Origin of the sequence: Rummeliibacillus suwonensis, assembly GCF_007896435.1 — a bacterium.
Classification (GTDB): domain Bacteria; phylum Bacillota; class Bacilli; order Bacillales_A; family Planococcaceae; genus Rummeliibacillus; species Rummeliibacillus suwonensis.
The window spans coordinates 2,390,382-2,407,778 of the sequence record NZ_VCBL01000001.1 but is presented as its reverse complement, the minus strand read 5'-3'; the positions used below and the strand labels follow the sequence as shown (position 1 = coordinate 2,407,778).

Below are 17,397 nucleotides of genomic sequence, written 5' to 3'. Positions count from 1 at the left end.
AGAGAAGAAAAGAGGTTTCAAATGGCATTATTAGAAATTATAAAAAACCCTGCAAAGGTACTGGAAACAAAAGCGTCTGCAATCGTTCAATTTGATGATGAGTTAGCAAAATTGCTAGACGATATGTATGAAACAATGCTTGAAAATGATGGTGTAGGGATCGCTGCCCCACAAGTCGATAAAAGTATCCAAGCGGCTGTTGTAGAGCTTGGGGAAGAACGAGATCTATTAGAACTGATTAATCCAGTGATAGTAGAAGTTTCTGAAGATACTGGCGTTGATATCGAAGGTTGTTTAAGTTTTCCAGATTTATATGGTGATGTCGAACGCCCATTATATATCAAAGTTCAAGCGCAAGATCGAAATGGTGAGTTATATGAATTAGAAGCTTATGATTTTGATGCGCGTGTGATTCAACACGAAGTAGATCATCTACATGGCATATTATTTGATAAAAAAATAATCAAAACTTATACATTAAAAGAAATAGAAGAAATGTATGCGGAGGAGGATGAAGAGCAATGACTTCAGTCGTTTTCATGGGCACACCCGATTTCTCTGTACCTATCTTGAAAATGTTGTATGAAGAAGGGTATGAGATTCAAACGGTAGTTACTCAGCCAGATCGCCCAGTTGGTCGTAAACACGTTTTAACACCAACACCTGTCAAGGCTGCAGCGGTAGAACTTGGACTACCAGTTATACAACCAGAGCGTTTAAAGGGTTCACAAGAATTACAACAAATCATCGCATTAAATCCTGATTTAATCGTGACGGCTGCCTTTGGACAAATTTTACCGAAAGAATTATTAGATACACCTAGACTTGGTTGTATAAATGTTCACGCGTCATTACTTCCTGCATATCGTGGAGGTGCACCTATCCATCAAGCAGTAATCGATGGTCAAAAAGAAACAGGTGTAACCATTATGTATATGGCTGAAAAATTAGATGCGGGAGATATTATCGCACAACAGGCGATAGCCATTGAGGAAGAAGATTATACAGGTCTATTATTTGATAAATTAAGTATTATTGGTCGAGACTTATTGAAGGTCACTCTTCCTTCGATTATTAATGGTACTAATCATCGAATTCCGCAAGATGAGTCAAAGGTATCTTTTGCTCATAATATTTCACGTGAACAAGAACGCATCGATTGGGCAAAGAGTAATATAGATATTTACAATCAAATACGTGGTTTGCATCCATGGCCGATTGCTTATACAACACTTGATGGGCAAAACGTGAAAGTTTGGTGGGCAAAAAAATCGACGGTTACACATCATGAAAAACCTGGTACAGTGATTGGAATTTCGAAAAAATTCTTTACTGTTGCGACGGGAGATGGGCAAGCGATTGATATTGTGGATTTGCAACCTGCTGGTAAAAAAAGAATGGAAGCGGTGAATTACCTAAATGGTGTAGGATCTAAATTACAGATAGGAGATCATTTTGAATGAGTAAAAACAAAAATGTAGCACCTATTTGGGATGGCAATGTCCGTGATGCAGCATTGACAATCCTACTGGCTGTTGATCGACAACAAGCTTATAGCAATTTGCTGCTACATCAAACAATTGAAAGGTATAAAATTGACGCAAAAGATCGTGGCTTATTAACAGAAATCACGTATGGCACATTGCAATATAAAATGACACTCGATTATTATTTGGAGCCATATGTACGTGGTAAACTCGATGATTGGGTGCGCTGGTTATTGCGTTTATCTTTATATCAAATCGCTTTTTTAACAAAAATCCCTGATCATGCGGCTGTCAATGAAGCCGTTGAAATTGCGAAGCATCGTGCTCGTCATCGTGGTATTAGCGCAACTGTTAATGGAATTCTGCGTTCTATTTTACGTGATGGTCTACGTGATACAACAACGATTGATAATGATACAGAACGTCTAGCGATTGAGACAAGTCACCCTCAATGGCTTGTTCGTCGTTATATCGATGGCTTTGGTTTAGAAAAAACATCAGATATTTTATTTGAAAATAATCTACCACCTATACAAACTGTACGTGTCAATACGACAAAAGCAACTGTTGACGAAGCATTGCGTAGTCTATGGGATGATCAATTCGCTGTAAAACGTAGCGCAGTAGTGCCAGAATGCTTACACATTATCGAGGGACAGGCTGCTCGTTCGACTGCATTTAAAGAAGGACTTATTACCATTCAAGATGAGAGTTCCATGTTGCCTGCATATGCTTTAGAAGTAAAACCAGGAATGCGCGTTTTAGATATGTGTGCAGCTCCAGGCGGAAAAACCACTCATATAGCTGAAAAGATGAATAACCAAGGTGAACTAGTTGCAACTGATTTACATCCGCATAAAATAAAGCTGATTCAGCAAAATGCCGATCGTCTAGATTTATCGATCATCCAGCCTCGCGTATTAGATGGAAGAGAGGCCCTTTCAATATTTGATAAGGAATCATTTGATCGAATTTTAGTGGATGCACCTTGCAGTGGCCTTGGTGTTATACGACGTAAACCCGACATCAAATATACGAAAAAAGAAGCAGATTTTGAATCTTTACAAAAAATCCAGCTTCAACTATTAAATACTGCATATACTTTATTAAAAAATGAAGGCAAAATGGTTTACAGTACATGTACAATTGATAAAATGGAGAACAACGGTACTGTTGAAATATTTTTGCGAACTCATCCTGATATGGAATTATCCCCCGTGAAAAATGTACCCGAAGCATTACACGCACTGAAAACGGAAGGCATGATGCAAGTCTTTCCACAAGATTTTGGTAGTGACGGCTTTTTTGTTGCTGCTTTTATAAAAAAAGGAGGATCCACAAAGTAATGGATCAAGAAATAAAAAAAACAGCCAGAGTAAAAAAAGAAAAACCGGAGCTTCGCGAATCCATTTATTCGTTATTACCTGATCAATTACAAGAATGGCTTATCGAACAGGGTGAAAAACCATTTAGAGCTGCTCAAATTTTTGATTGGTTATATATAAAACGCGTCACAAGTTTTGAAGAAATGTCCAATCTTTCAAAAGCATTACGCGATAAATTGCAACAAGAATTCGCATTCAGCACATTGAAAACTCTCGTAAAACAAGAATCAAAAGATGGGACTATTAAATTTTTATTTCAATTGCAAGATGGATATTCCATCGAAACTGTATTAATGGCACATGATTATGGTAATTCTGTATGTGTAACCACTCAAGTTGGATGTCGTATTGGATGTACGTTCTGTGCGTCTACATTAGGTGGTTTAAAGCGGCATTTACTACCAGGAGAAATCGTTGAACAAGTGGTCAAAGTTCAACAGGCTTTAGATGAAAAGGATCAACGAGTAAGCTCAGTTGTTATTATGGGAATCGGCGAACCATTTGATAATTATGATTCTATGATGCAATTTTTAAAGGTCATCAACCATGAAAAGGGTTTAAATATTGGTGCACGTCATATTACGGTTTCAACAAGTGGCATTATTCCAAAGATTTATCGATTTGCTGATGAGCAATTACAGATTAACTTTGCATTATCCTTACATGCACCTTCTCAAGAATTACGACAACAATTGATGCCGATTGCGAGAGCGTATAAGCTACCAGATTTAATGGAGGCAGTCAAATATTACACTGAAAAAACAGGACGTCGGATTAGTTTTGAATACGGTTTGTTTGGGGGTGTCAATGATTCAGTTGCACATGCAGAAGAGCTAGCGCAACTTGTGAAAGGGATTAAATGCCACGTCAATTTGATTCCGGTTAACTATGTGCCAGAACGCGATTATGTTCGAACACCTAGAAATAAGATTTTTGATTTTGAAAAAACATTAAAAAAACATGGTGTCAATGTTACAATTCGTCGTGAGCATGGCTCAGATATTGATGCAGCTTGTGGTCAATTGCGTGCGAAGGAGAGAAAAGAAGAGACGACCCACTAATGAGGTGATACATTGTGAGATATACCATTGTAAGTGATATTGGAAAGAAAAGGGCAGTCAATGAAGACTCGGCAACTTTTATCTCGCGTGATGATTCCTATCAACTGGCTATTGTTGCAGATGGTATGGGCGGTCATAATGCGGGTGATGTTGCCAGTCATATGGCTGTGACACATTTTGAAGAGTTATTTTTAAAGGCAGATGCAGGCCATTTTGCATCAAATGAATCGATTGAACAATGGTTGGTTTCAACCGTAAAGGAACTCAACACAACATTGTATCAATACTCTTTAACACATGAAGATTGCCAAGGCATGGGGACAACACTTATTGCGGTTCTAATTGATGGGGATCAAACGGCCATTTGCCATGTAGGAGATAGTCGTGTGTATTTTGTGACGCAAGAGGAGATTCGCCTAGTTACTAGAGATCACTCATATGTCAATATTCTTGTAGATAATGGTGAAATCAGCGAGGAAGAAGCTGAAAGTCATCCGAAAAAAAATTATATCATTAAATCATTAGGGACGGAATCTACTATTGAACCTGATAGCTACAAAGTTGAATTAGTAGATGATTCATATATGCTTATTTGTTCCGATGGATTAAGCAATAAAATATCAAATAATGACATGCACAATATTATTATGAGTTCAGCTACTATTCAAGAAAAAGGTAGTCAACTTGTCCAATTAGCGAATGATAATGGTGGAGAGGATAATATTACACTCATCCTATTATCGAAAGACCTTAAGGAGGTGTAAGAATGCTCGTTGGAAAGAGAATCGGCGGACGTTATAAAATTCTCGATGTCATTGGTGGCGGAGGAATGTCTAATGTCTACTTAGCTCATGATATGATTTTAGATCGCGATGTTGCGATAAAAATTTTACATTATAATTTTTCAAACGAACAAGAGATGCATCGTCGTTTTCAGCGAGAAGCTTTATCTGCCACTAGTCTTACACATCCGAATATCGTCAGCATATACGATGTTGGTGAAGATGGAGATATGCACTATTTGGTCATGGAATATGTAAAAGGGCAAACTTTAAAACAATACATACAAAAATATGCCCCGCTTGCTCCTACAAAATGTGTGGATATTATGAAACAATTAACTTCAGCCATCGCACATGCACATCAAAATCAAATTATTCATAGAGATATTAAGCCACAAAATATTTTAATGGATGAATCTGGTAATGTGAAGATCACTGATTTTGGGATCGCCATGGCTTTAGAAGATACTTCCTTTACTCGAACGAATTCAGTATTAGGAACCGTACATTACTTGTCACCTGAACAGGCTCGAGGAGGTACTGCTACAAAAAAGTCAGATATTTATTCATTAGGGATTGTACTTTACGAGTTATTGACAGGAGAGTTACCATTCTCGGGAGAATCAGCAGTAGCGATTGCACTCAAACATTTGCAATCAGAAACACCTTCTGTAAAAGCAATCGTACCTTCTATTCCTCAAAGTCTAGAAAATGTTGTTTTAAAAGCAACAGCTAAAGACCCTGTCCATCGCTATTCCTCAGTGGAAGAGATGAAGGAAGATTTAGAAACTGTGTTATCTGATGCGCGCAGTCATGAAGCTAAATTTAGTCCGCCAATTGATGACGCTGTCACAAAACTTATTCCGGCCATTAAAGAGGATAAAATGGGGGAAGCTCAAGATTTAGAGAAAACAAAAGCGATGTCTACAAAAGAAACAAAATCAAATAATAATGAGAAAATCGACAAAAAGAAGGGCAAAAGAAAAAATAAGGCGCTGATATCTGTGGGCGTATTAGTAAGTTTGCTACTGATTTTTATTATTGGATTATTTTTATTTTCGGATTTATTTGATGAAAAGAAATTTGCTGTTCCTGATGTAACCAATCAAGATGTTGATAAGGCAATTAGTACTTTACAAGATGCAGGGTTTGTCATTGGAGATCAAACAAAGCAAAATTCAGATGATGTTGATGAAAATAAAGTGATTTCAACAACACCTGAAGCAGGTAAAGAACGGACTAAGGGAACAGAGATCGACCTGATTGTTAGTGATGGTCCGAAAAAAACGGAGATTGCTGATTATGTTGGGAAAGATATTGTACAAGTAAAAGAACTTCTAGAGAAACAAGGGTTTAATGTCAAGGTAGATGAAACCTATTCTGATAGCGCAGAAGGAACGATCATTAAACAATCTCTTGAAGAAGGAGAAAAAGTTGTTGCAAAAGATACAACCATTACGCTAACTGTTAGTAAAGGTGTTGAACAGGAGATTGTTGCAAATTTACTTGGATACGATGAAAATGGATTAAACTCATATGCCAAAACTTCAGGATTCCATATTCATATTGGTAGTGAAAAATACTCAGACACAGTTCCAAAAGGACAAGTTATTTCACAATCACCAAAAGCTGGAGAAAAAGCAGATATCGGTAGTACAATTGAGGTTGTTTTATCAAAGGGTGCTCAGCAGCAGCCTGTTAAAACGCTTGTCAAATCGGTCGAAATTCCGTACGAGCCAGAAAAAGCCGATGAACCTCAACAAGTACGTATTTATATCCAAGACCGAACACATTCCATTAAAGATGTTGAACAAGAATTCCAATTGTATTCAACACAAGTGAAAAAACTACAATTCGAAATTGAAAAAGGGCAAAAAGCTATTTATAGAGTAGTACGTGATGATAAAGTTATCATTGATGAGACGATAGCATATGAAGATCTAAATTAAGGAGGAAGGGCATGCCAAAAGGCCAAATTCGAAAAGCTTTAAGTGGCTTTTATTATGTCCAAGACGCTGAGCAGCTAATTTCATGTCGAGGGCGTGGTGTTTTTCGTAATAAGGGGATAACACCTCTAGTCGGAGATTATGTAGAATATGAAGTAGAAGGCAATAACAATGGTACGATAACGGCTATTTTAGAACGTAAAAATGAGCTGGTGCGTCCACCTGTTGCCAACATTGATCAGGCGATTCTTGTATTTTCAACGAAAGAGCCAGCATTTAATACGGCATTACTCGACCGTTTTTTAGTCGTCTTGGAATCTTTCCAAGTGCGTCCGATCATCTGTTTAACGAAAACAGATTTACTGACGGATAAGGAAAGACAAGCGATAGTGGAATACAAGTCAAAGTATGAAGCGATTGGTTATAAAATCATCGAAACATTCAAGGGAGATACCCAATTATTAGAAAAAGTGACGCCCCTTATACAAGGCAAAACAACTGTTTTAGCAGGACAATCTGGTGTTGGTAAATCTACATTATTGAATACGATCATGCCCGCACTTGGATTGAAAACAGGTATGATCTCAGAAGCACTTGGTCGAGGAAAGCATACGACGCGTCATGTGGAACTAATGGAGTTAGCTGGAGGATTAATTGCTGATACTCCTGGATTTAGCTCATTTGACTTTGAAAAAATAGAAAAAGAAGAGTTGGCTCAATGTTTTCCAGAGTTTTTAGCCTTATCGGAAGGTTGTAAATTTCGAGGATGTCTTCATCTTAAAGAGCCAAAATGTGCAGTAAAACAAGCTGTAGAAGATCGTAGAGTGGAGCAGTATCGTTATGACCATTATTTACAATTCTTACAAGAAATTATAGAGAGAAAGCCGAGGTACTAATCATGATTCAAATTGCACCATCTATTTTAGCTGCTAATTTTTCAAAATTAGCGGATGAAGTAAAAGAAGTAGAAGAGGCGGGCGCAAAGTTCATTCATATTGATGTCATGGATGGTCACTTTGTACCCAATATTACAATGGGACCAATCGTTGTAAAAGCTTTACGGCCAGTAACTGATCTTCCATTAGATGTTCATCTAATGATCGAAAATCCTGATCAATATATCGAATCATTTGCGAAGGCTGGCGCCGACTATATTACAGTACATGTTGAAGCTTGCCGTCATTTACATCGTACCATTCAACTAATTCGTTCTTACGGGGTAAAACCTGGGGTAGTATTAAATCCACATACACCCATCGAATGGATTAAACATATTTTAGAGGATGTCGACTTAGTATTATTAATGACTGTAAATCCTGGTTTTGGCGGTCAAAGATTTATTCAATCTGTTGTGCCAAAGATCGCAGAACTTTCTGCCTTGATTAAAGAAAAGAATTTGGATGTAGAAATAGAAATCGATGGTGGTATCAACTCAGAAACGATCATACCGTGCGCTCAAGCAGGTGCTACCATTTTTGTAGCGGGTTCTGCCATTTACGGGAAGGAAAACCGTAAAGAAGCACTACAAAGTATTCTAGCAGCAGGAGAACAAGCGATTCGATGACTGTCGTTGTGATTTGTGCTGGAGGTCCAGAGGAGGAAGTCGTATCGAGCGATTTCCTCCTCTCGTTCCATGATGCTAAATTTATCGGAGCTGATCGTGGAACAGTCTATTTGCTAAATAGAGGGATTATTCCAGATTTGGCTGTAGGTGATTTCGATTCACTTACTGATGAGGAATGGCAAATGGTACATGAGCGCATACCAAATATTGAACGGCATATTCCTGAAAAAAATGAAACAGATACAGAATTAGCTGTCTTAAAAGCTTTAATATATAAGCCAACTGAAATTATTTTAACAGGCGTTACAGGTGGTAGACTCGATCATTATGAAGCAAATTTACATATTCTGTATCGTGTTCAAAAAATGCACCCTTCTGTCGAAATAAAAATGATTAATCATTATAATTGTGTGCAATTTTTATGGCCGGGACAACATAAGATAATATCAGATCATTATTTCAAGTATCTCTCGTTCTTTGCATTTGGTGATGTAATAAAAAATGTAACATTACGAAATGTTCTTTATGAAACGACTGATGAAATAATTGATATGGGCACTACTCGTTTTACAAGCAATGAAATAATAGGTGATTGCGCGTCTATTTCATTTTCTAATGGCATATGTTTAATGATAAGAAGTATTGATGATAAGGAGTGACCAATTGAAAGTATACACATTTCAATTACCAAAAGTAGTTAGTAACTTTGCTCGTTTTTGTTTACAATTGGTTTCAAATGATCCGGCAGCTCCTAAGAAAACAGCTGTTGCGAAGAAGAAAGGAAAAGAAAAAACGCCGAGTTGAACAATTCAACTTGGCGTTTTATTTAGATGAACAGATTAAACACGTTCAACTTTACCTGATTTTAATGCACGAGCAGAAACCCATACACGTTTTGGTTTGCCATTTACTAAAATACGAACTTTTTGAAGATTTGCTCCCCAAGTACGTTTGTTAGCGTTCATTGCGTGAGAACGGTTGTTACCATATACAGTTTTACGTCCAGTAATGACACATTTTTTTGGCATATTAATTCCCTCCTCATAAAGAAGTTGAAAGATTCATGATTTCACTTCGATATTTCACATACTTTAATAATTTAACACACACTTTTCCCTATTGCAACTGATTTTGATGGACTTTCAAGAAAAAAACCTTTACAGTCTATTTATAGATGAATTGATAGGTTTTCTTTTATAATCAAAATTTGTATAGTACAATAGAGGATAGTCAAAAAGAAATCAGGAGGCATTTTTATGTCAGTAGAATTGAAAAACGAATTCGGTCGTATTGATATTTCTAATGATGTTGTTGCACAAATAGCAGGTGGAGCAGCCATTGAATGCTATGGCATCGTTGGTATGGCAAGCAAACACCAAATTCGTGATGGCTTAACAGATATTCTTCGCAAAGAAAATTTTGCAAAGGGAGTAATCGTTCGCCAAGAAGGTGAAGATTTACATATCGACATGTATGTCATCATTAGTTACGGTACGAAAATTTCAGAAGTAGCTTATCAAGTTCAATCAAAAGTAAAATATACACTAGACAAAACATTAGGAATGGCAGTAAATTCTGTTAATATCTATGTGCAAGGTGTTCGCGTAGCGAATGTGTAAGAGGAGGAACTTATTCAAATGAAGTCGTTAGACGGGATTAAATTCGCGGAAATGGTACAAGCTGGCTCAAGCCATTTAGCTCAAAATGCGAAATATGTTGATTCGTTAAATGTATTCCCTGTACCAGATGGTGATACAGGTACAAATATGAATTTATCGATGACATCAGGTGCAAAAGAAACTGCTGCTCATAAGGTAGCGAATATCGGTAAAACAGCTCAAGCATTATCAAAAGGTTTATTGATGGGAGCTCGTGGTAACTCAGGTGTAATCCTATCTCAATTATTCCGAGGATTCGGTAAAGCTATCGAAAAAGAAGATGAATTAGATGCAGTAAAATTTGCACAAGCATTCAAAAGTGGTGTAGAAACAGCATATAAAGCGGTTATGAAGCCTGTTGAAGGAACAATTCTTACAGTTGCTCGTGAAGCTGCCGAAAAAGCAGTAGAAGTTGCAGAAACAGAACAAGATATTGTTGTCATCATGGAAGCAATTTTAACAGCTGCTAAAGCTGCACTTGCAAAAACACCAGAATTATTACCTGTTCTTAAAGAAGTAGGTGTAGTTGACAGTGGCGGTCAAGGCTTAGTATTTGTCTATGAAGGATTTGCTGCCTCATTAAAAGGAGAAGAAATCCCATCAGCAACAATCATCGATTCAATCGATGATTTAGTGAATGCAGAGCATCATAAAGCACAAGATTTTATGGATACTTCTGAAATCGTTTACGGATACTGTACAGAATTTATGGTTCGTTTTGAACATGATAAAAAACCATTCAATGAAGCAGAATTCCGCAAAGATATGAGTCAATTTGGCGATTCACTACTAGTGATTTCTGATGATGAAGTAGTGAAAATTCATGTGCATACGGAAACGCCAGGAGCAGTTATATCTTATGGTCAGCAATATGGTAGCCTAGTAAAAGTAAAAGTTGATAATATGCGCCTTCAACATACAGCCATTGTTGGAGAAAATCATCATAAAGAAGATTTTAAAAAGCCAGCAAAAAAAGAAGTGAAAAAGCATTCATATGCGATCGTTACAGTAGCGATGGGGGAAGGTGTTGCAGAATTACTAGAAAGTATTGGCGCTTCATATGTGATAGAGGGCGGTCAAACCATGAACCCTTCTACTGAGGATATCGTTAATGCGATCAAGGAAATAGAAGCAGAGAAAGTATTAATCTTACCAAACAATAAAAATATCGTGATGGCTGCTGAACAGGCTATTGAATTAGTGGATATCGAGGCAGCTGTTGTACCAACAAAAACAATTCCACAAGGTATGGCTGCTATTCTTGCCTTCAATCCAGATGTATCAGTTGAGGAAAATAAAAAACATATGACAGCTGCATATGCTCATGTGAAATCTGGTCAAATTACTTTTGCAGTACGTGATACTTCCATCGATGGAGTAGCAATTCATAAAAATGATTTCATGGCTATTGAAGATGGCAATATTATTCAAGCTACACCATCCTTAAAGGTAGCATCTGAATTATTAGTGAGCGATATGATTAATGAGGATTCAGAAATTGTCACAGTACTTTATGGTCAAGATGTAGAAAAAGCAACTGTAGATGAATACGTTGAATTCATCGAAGAAAAATATCCAGATGTAGAAGTAGAAGTTCACGATGGCAAACAACCATTGTACCCTTACATTATCTCCGTAGAATGATGATTTGATGACAATAGGGAGTAAAGAATGTTTAGGGATCAGGGAATGTTTCAAGAAAAGATTTTAGCTGCATAGATTAAGATAAAGGAGTTAAGAATGTCGTAAAATCTACATTCTTAACTCCTTATTTTTAGGTTTTCTACTCACTATGGGAAGGAAACAACTGGTAAGTCCACAGCACGAACACATATAATAAAGTAAAGGTGTGGGATTGATGCGAGATCATCTTTAAATCGCAAACGCATCTCTTAACATTGACATAGAATCATAAAGTGAAACTTCCATCAGTGGGGATTTTCTTTATCCCCACTGAACTAGAGGAACTCAGGTTAAAAGCGCCACGTCCTGTGGCAACACCTGAGTGGTCAACATCTTGTTGACCCGAACCAATCGGGCTTTTACGGGCAGTTGATCCTCCACCTATCTTCTCTCGTTTTTCCCAAAACCTTGAGGGGTGATCATACTGCCCGTTAACGCGGGATAAAAACGAAAAATTTGGTTATCTAAAAATATTCGTGTATTATAAATTTTGATATTAACTTGAATGTGTGGGGATAAATGATGAAATTTACATCTGTTTTTGATATTATCGGTCCAGTAATGATTGGGCCTTCTTCATCCCATACTGCTGGAGCGGCACGAATTGGTCGCGTTGCCAGAGATCTATTCGGACGCCAACCTAAATGGGCTAAAATATATTTATATGGTTCTTTTGCAGAGACTTATAAGGGACATGGAACAGATGTAGCCATCATCGGTGGATTACTAGATTATGATACCTATGATGAGCGGATCAAGACAGCCTTTAAAGAAGCTGCCGATGCAGGGCTAACTTTTGAATTCATAACGGAAACAGACCATACAGATCATCCAAATACAGCAAGGATCGTCATTGGCGATGATCAAATGGAGATGTCAATGGTTGGTATTTCAATCGGTGGGGGCGCTATTGAGATCACAGAGCTAAATGGATTTCCGCTACGATTATCAGGTGGCATGCCAGCTATCTTAGTTGTTCATGATGACAGGGCAGGTTGTATTGCAAATGTAGCGAATTGTCTTGCAAAGCATAATATTAATATTGGTCATATGGAAGTTTCACGTAAGGAACGCGGAAATGTGGCATTAATGGTTATTGAGGTCGACCAAAATATTGACTACTCCATTTTAGGAGAAATTGAACTTCTTCCTAATATTACGAAAGTCACTCGTATTAAAAGCTAGGAGGGGGATAGAAGATGGACGTATTGTTTCGGAATGTTAGAGAATTGGTAGAACGTGCGGAAAAAGAAAACAAACAGATTTCAGAAATCATGATTGAACAAGAAATATTAATGTCAGAGAGAAGTCGGGATGAAATAATGCAGCAAATGTCTCGTAATCTTACCGTCATGGAGGAAGCTGTTGAAAAAGGATTAAAAGGAGTTCGTTCAGTTACCGGTCTAACGGGTGGTGATGCCCCTTTATTACAAAAATATATTCAATCAGGTAAAAGCCTATCAGGTGATCTTTTGTTAGACGCTGTAAGTAAGGCCGTTGCTACAAATGAAGTCAATGCAGCGATGGGGACGATTTGTGCAACACCCACTGCGGGGTCTGCTGGAGTTGTTCCTGGTACCCTATTTGCTGTGAAAAATAAATTAAAACCAACAAAAGAACAAATGATTCGCTATTTATTTACTGCTGGTGCATTTGGATTTGTCGTAGCAAATAATGCATCCATCTCTGGTGCAGCAGGGGGATGTCAAGCTGAAGTCGGTTCTGCCGCTGCGATGGCCGCTGCATCAATCGTCGAAATGGCTGGTGGTACACCATCCCAATGTTCCCATGCCTTTGCAATCTCATTAAAAAATATGCTAGGTCTTGTATGTGATCCAGTGGCAGGATTGGTTGAGGTTCCTTGTGTTAAAAGAAATGCGATGGGTGCAGCAAATGCGATGGTAGCGGCAGATATGGCATTAGCAGGTATTACAAGTCGTATTCCGACAGATGAAGTGATTGGAGCGATGTTCCGCATTGGTCAAACAATGCCTGTTGCATTAAAAGAAACTGCACAAGGTGGATTAGCGGCAACACCGACCGGCAGAGCTTTAGAGGCTAAAATTTTTGGTGGAGCCGTGTTGCATCGTGACTAATATACTGACGGCAGTAACTGACTTAAAAGGCGTTGGGAAAACATCTGCTGATGCATTGAACTTGATGGGAATTGAAACGGTAAAGGATTTAATCTTGACTTTTCCATATCGTCACGAAGATTTCCGACTAAAAGATTTGGCAGAAACACCGCATAATGAAAGAGTAACAGTAGAAGGGCGTATTGAAAGTGAACCGACTGTCCTTTATCTAGGTAAAAATAAATCACGTTTACAAGTACGTATGTTAGCAGGGCGTCATCTTATTAAACTGGTATTTTTCAATCAAGGTTACTTACGAAATAAGTTAACACCTGGTGCTACAGTGACCGTGACTGGGAAATGGGATCGAGGACGTCAAGTCATTAATGGCAGTAATGTAACATTTGGACCTAAAACGAATCAGGCTGATTTTGAGCCTGTCTATAGTTTAAAGGGGAAACTCACTCAAAAAAAATTCCGTCAATTTATGCGACAAGCACTAGATATTGCAAAAGATGAGCTTCCAGAATCTTTGCCTGAACAGCTTAGGGCTGATTATAAGTTACTACCTATTTCAGAAGCTTTAGAAGGTGTGCATTTTCCAAAAGACGCCAATCATGCTAAACAAGCTAGACGTCGATTTGTTTATGAGGAATTATTACAATTCCAATTGAAGATTCAAGCATTAAGAAAAAATCGCAGAGAACAGGAACACGGCATCGCCATTCATTATGATTTGCAAAAGATTCGTACATTCATTGATTCATTGCCATATGAATTAACGAATGCACAAAAACGAGTTGTCAATGAAATTTGCCGGGATTTATTATTACCACAGCGCATGAATCGATTACTGCAGGGGGATGTAGGTTCTGGAAAAACAGTCGTTGCAGCGATTGCTTTATATGCGGCGGTAACTGCTGGTTTTCAGGGTGCATTAATGGCTCCAACTGAAATTTTAGCTGAACAACATGCAGCTTCATTGGAGGAATGGCTCCGACCTTTTGACGTAAAAATTGCGTTATTGTCTGGTTCGATTAAAGCCAAAGCGAGAAAAGAATTATTACAAAGACTAACCAATGGAGAAATTAATATTATCATTGGTACACATGCCTTGATACAGCCAGATGTATCGTTCAAAAAGTTGGGGTTTGTGATTACAGATGAACAGCATCGTTTTGGCGTCGAACAACGTCGAATATTGCGAGAAAAAGGTGAAAATCCAGATGTTCTATTTATGACTGCAACACCAATCCCGCGTACATTGTCCATCACCGCATTTGGCGAAATGGATGTTTCGATGATTGATGAAATGCCAGCCGGCAGAAAAAAAATCGAAACACATTGGGTCAAAAACGAGCAATTTAAGCAAGTGCTTTCTCGAATGGGAAAAGAACTTGCAAATGGGCGACAAGCATATGTGATCTGCCCACTTATTGAAGAATCCGAAAAGCTGGATGTACAAAATGCAGTTGATGTCTATCAACAGCTTTCGACTGTGTTTAAAGGACAATTTAAAATAGGTCTTATGCATGGTCGTTTACTTGCCCATGAAAAGGATGAAGTGATGCGTGCCTTTAGTGAAGGGAAACTGGATGTCCTCGTTTCTACTACAGTTGTAGAAGTTGGAGTGAATGTTCCTAATGCTACTTTCATGGTCGTTTATGATGCAGAACGTTTTGGATTAGCACAACTCCATCAATTACGTGGTCGTGTGGGACGAGGAGAATATCAATCCTATTGTATACTGATTGCGGATCCTAAAAGTGAAGAAGGAAAAGAAAGAATGATTTCCATGACAGAAACGAATGATGGGTTCCGATTAGCAGAAAAAGATTTAGAACTCCGTGGCCCAGGTGATTTCTTTGGAAAAAAGCAAAGCGGACTACCTGAATTTAAAATGGCTGATTTAGTCCACGATTATAGAGCATTAGAAGTAGCAAGACAGGATGCAGTGAAACTAATTGAATCTGCTGAATTTTGGCAGGCTGAAGACTATAAAGTATTACGACAAAACTTGGCGTCTTCGGGAGCTCTTGATGGGGAAAGAATCGATTAATATTAGAGAATGCAGGGAGGCTAAAAAACAACACTTGCATTCTCTTTTTTATATTTATATACTGATGTTAGTACCAAGTGCTAATATTAAGGGGTGACGAAAATAATATGAAGTACTCAAAAAAAGAACGACAACTATTATTGCAGCAAACCATTCAAGAAAACCCATTCGTCACAGATGAACAGCTTGCTACAAAGTTTAAAGTTAGTGTTCAGACGATTAGATTGGATCGTATGGAATTATCCATTCCAGAATTACGGGAACGGATTAAGGATGTTGCCGCCAATAATTTTGAAAATGAGGTCAAAACATTACCGATAGATGAAGTAATTGGCGAAATTATCGATATTGAATTGGATGAACGTGCTCTGTCAATCTTTGATGTCGGAGAAGAACATGTCTTTCAAAGAAACGGCATTGCGAGAGGTCACCATTTATTTGCTCAAGCCAATTCCTTAGCAGTTGCTGTTATTAATGATGATTTAGCTTTAACAGTACATTCTGATATTTATTTTTTGAAACCAGTAAAGGCTGGTCAACGTGTCATATCTAAAGCGGTTGTTACGGGCAAAGATAATGATAGAAATCGTACGTTTGTCACCGTTACCTCTACGGTCGATGGAAACACAGTTTTTACGGGGCAATTCGAAATGTATCGCACGAAAGGTAAGGGTGAAAAATAGATGAAATTAGCAGTAGATGGTATGGGTGGGGACAATGCGCCACAGGCCATAATTGAAGGTGTCTATAAAGCATTAGAAGTATCACCTGATTTGGAAATTCTACTATATGGTTCGAAAGAAAAAATGCAACCATTTTTAAACGATTTGAATCGCATTACGATCATCGATTGCCAAGAAGTCATTGAGGGGACTGATGAACCGGTTCGTGCTGTTCGACGCAAGAAGGATGCTTCAATGGTGAAAATGGCAGAAGCTGTTGCAAACGGTGAGGCTGATGCTTGTATTTCAGCGGGAAATACAGGTGCATTAATGGCAGCTGGGTTATTTATTGTACATCGTATTGAAGGGATTGATCGTCCGGCTTTATCAACGACATTACCAACGCTAGATGGTAGTGGTTTTGATATGTTGGATTTAGGATCAAATGCTGATGCAAAACCAGAAAATTTAGTGCAATACGCGATCATGGGAAGTATTTATGCGAAGCAAGTCCGCGGTATTCAAAAACCAACAGTCGGTTTATTAAATATCGGTACAGAAGATAAAAAAGGAAATGATCTTTCCAAACACGCTTTTACATTGTTAAAAGATGCACCAGTAAACTTTATTGGCAATGTTGAAGCACGTGAATTGTTAAATCATGCTGCAGATGTAGTTGTAACAGACGGTTTTACGGGAAATATGGTGTTAAAAACGATTGAAGGTACAGCAGGTGCTGTCTTCAAAATGATGAAGGAAGCATTTATGGCTTCTACGAAATCGAAAGTGGCAGCATTATTAATGAAAAACAATTTAAAAGCACTAAAAAATAAGATGGATTATACAGAATATGGCGGTGCAGCACTATTTGGTTTAAAAGCGCCAGTCATTAAAGCACATGGTTCTTCTAATGGGAGAGCTTTTGCAAGTGCTATTCGTCAAGCTCGTAAAATGGTTGAGCACAATGTTATTCCAACAATTGATCAAACGATTACGAATGCTAAGCAGAATGACAGTGAACAATAATCTAGACAT

18 protein-coding genes are annotated in these 17,397 nt (G+C 38.0%); 17 read left to right on the top strand and 1 reads right to left on the bottom strand.

Annotated features, from left to right (window positions below):
• The first annotated feature begins 21 nt into the window (after positions 1-21).
• From def to spoVM, 10 genes are read left to right on the top strand one after another with little or no spacing between them, the layout of a single operon-like run.
• Positions 22-525 carry a peptide deformylase gene (def, locus tag FEU33_RS11025; RefSeq protein ID WP_146549412.1) on the top strand — a complete coding sequence of 168 codons (504 nt, stop codon included), beginning with the start codon at positions 22-24 and terminating at the stop codon, positions 523-525.
• Positions 522-1,463: a methionyl-tRNA formyltransferase gene (gene fmt / locus FEU33_RS11020; protein ID WP_146549411.1), complete on the top strand. Its 942-nt coding sequence runs from the start codon at positions 522-524 to the stop codon at positions 1,461-1,463. The genes def and fmt overlap by 4 nt, the downstream gene beginning before the upstream one ends.
• Entirely contained in the window at positions 1,460-2,833 is a 1,374-nt protein-coding gene (rsmB, locus tag FEU33_RS11015; RefSeq protein ID WP_146549410.1) for a 16S rRNA (cytosine(967)-C(5))-methyltransferase RsmB, read from the top strand. Before fmt ends, rsmB begins: the two co-directional genes overlap by 4 nt.
• Positions 2,833-3,933, top strand: a complete 1,101-nt coding sequence (gene rlmN, locus FEU33_RS11010; RefSeq protein ID WP_146549409.1) for a dual-specificity RNA methyltransferase RlmN — start codon at positions 2,833-2,835, stop codon at positions 3,931-3,933. Before rsmB ends, rlmN begins: the two co-directional genes overlap by 1 nt.
• Before the next feature lie 14 nt (positions 3,934-3,947).
• The gene (locus FEU33_RS11005; RefSeq protein WP_146549408.1) at positions 3,948-4,697 is read left to right on the top strand and encodes a Stp1/IreP family PP2C-type Ser/Thr phosphatase; all 750 of its coding nucleotides are present in this window, start codon (positions 3,948-3,950) and stop codon (positions 4,695-4,697) included.
• A gap of 2 nt (positions 4,698-4,699) precedes the next feature.
• Positions 4,700-6,664 (top strand): Stk1 family PASTA domain-containing Ser/Thr kinase, encoded by a 1,965-nt coding sequence (gene pknB, locus FEU33_RS11000; RefSeq protein ID WP_146549407.1) that lies wholly within the window; start codon positions 4,700-4,702, stop codon positions 6,662-6,664.
• Between the two features lie 11 nt (positions 6,665-6,675).
• The gene (gene rsgA, locus FEU33_RS10995) at positions 6,676-7,557 is read left to right on the top strand and encodes a ribosome small subunit-dependent GTPase A (protein ID WP_146549406.1); all 882 of its coding nucleotides are present in this window, start codon (positions 6,676-6,678) and stop codon (positions 7,555-7,557) included.
• A gap of 2 nt (positions 7,558-7,559) precedes the next feature.
• Positions 7,560-8,225, top strand: a complete 666-nt coding sequence (gene rpe, locus FEU33_RS10990) for a ribulose-phosphate 3-epimerase (protein WP_146549405.1) — start codon at positions 7,560-7,562, stop codon at positions 8,223-8,225.
• Entirely contained in the window at positions 8,222-8,884 is a 663-nt protein-coding gene (locus FEU33_RS10985) for a thiamine diphosphokinase (protein ID WP_146549404.1), read from the top strand. The genes rpe and FEU33_RS10985 overlap by 4 nt, the downstream gene beginning before the upstream one ends.
• Positions 8,885-8,888: 4 nt before the next feature.
• Positions 8,889-9,029 (top strand): stage V sporulation protein SpoVM, encoded by a 141-nt coding sequence (gene spoVM / locus FEU33_RS19125; protein WP_243881098.1) that lies wholly within the window; start codon positions 8,889-8,891, stop codon positions 9,027-9,029.
• A 35-nt stretch (positions 9,030-9,064) separates the two neighbouring features.
• Here spoVM and rpmB read toward each other — a convergent pair whose 3' ends face one another.
• Positions 9,065-9,253, bottom strand: coding sequence for a 50S ribosomal protein L28 (rpmB, locus tag FEU33_RS10975; RefSeq protein ID WP_146549403.1), 189 nt, complete (start codon positions 9,251-9,253; stop codon positions 9,065-9,067).
• Positions 9,254-9,481: 228 nt separating this feature from the next.
• Here rpmB and FEU33_RS10970 point away from each other — a divergent pair, with 228 nt between their 5' ends.
• The 7 genes from FEU33_RS10970 to plsX all read left to right on the top strand — a co-directional run bounded on the left by FEU33_RS10970 (position 9,482) and on the right by plsX (position 17,388).
• Complete coding sequence (locus FEU33_RS10970; RefSeq protein WP_102692701.1) at positions 9,482-9,844, top strand: Asp23/Gls24 family envelope stress response protein; 363 nt, start codon at positions 9,482-9,484, stop codon at positions 9,842-9,844.
• Positions 9,845-9,862: 18 nt separating this feature from the next.
• Positions 9,863-11,527: a DAK2 domain-containing protein gene (locus FEU33_RS10965; RefSeq protein WP_146549402.1), complete on the top strand. Its 1,665-nt coding sequence runs from the start codon at positions 9,863-9,865 to the stop codon at positions 11,525-11,527.
• 561 nt (positions 11,528-12,088) lie between these two features.
• Positions 12,089-12,751, top strand: coding sequence for an L-serine ammonia-lyase, iron-sulfur-dependent subunit beta (gene sdaAB, locus FEU33_RS10960; protein WP_146549401.1), 663 nt, complete (start codon positions 12,089-12,091; stop codon positions 12,749-12,751).
• 14 nt (positions 12,752-12,765) lie between these two features.
• Positions 12,766-13,662, top strand: coding sequence for an L-serine ammonia-lyase, iron-sulfur-dependent, subunit alpha (gene sdaAA, locus FEU33_RS10955; RefSeq protein ID WP_146549400.1), 897 nt, complete (start codon positions 12,766-12,768; stop codon positions 13,660-13,662).
• Positions 13,652-15,700, top strand: coding sequence for an ATP-dependent DNA helicase RecG (gene recG, locus FEU33_RS10950; RefSeq protein ID WP_146549976.1), 2,049 nt, complete (start codon positions 13,652-13,654; stop codon positions 15,698-15,700). Before sdaAA ends, recG begins: the two co-directional genes overlap by 11 nt.
• A 107-nt stretch (positions 15,701-15,807) precedes the next feature.
• Positions 15,808-16,383 (top strand): transcription factor FapR, encoded by a 576-nt coding sequence (fapR, locus tag FEU33_RS10945; protein WP_146549399.1) that lies wholly within the window; start codon positions 15,808-15,810, stop codon positions 16,381-16,383.
• The gene (gene plsX, locus FEU33_RS10940; protein ID WP_146549398.1) at positions 16,384-17,388 is read left to right on the top strand and encodes a phosphate acyltransferase PlsX; all 1,005 of its coding nucleotides are present in this window, start codon (positions 16,384-16,386) and stop codon (positions 17,386-17,388) included.
• Positions 17,389-17,397 lie beyond the last annotated feature (9 nt).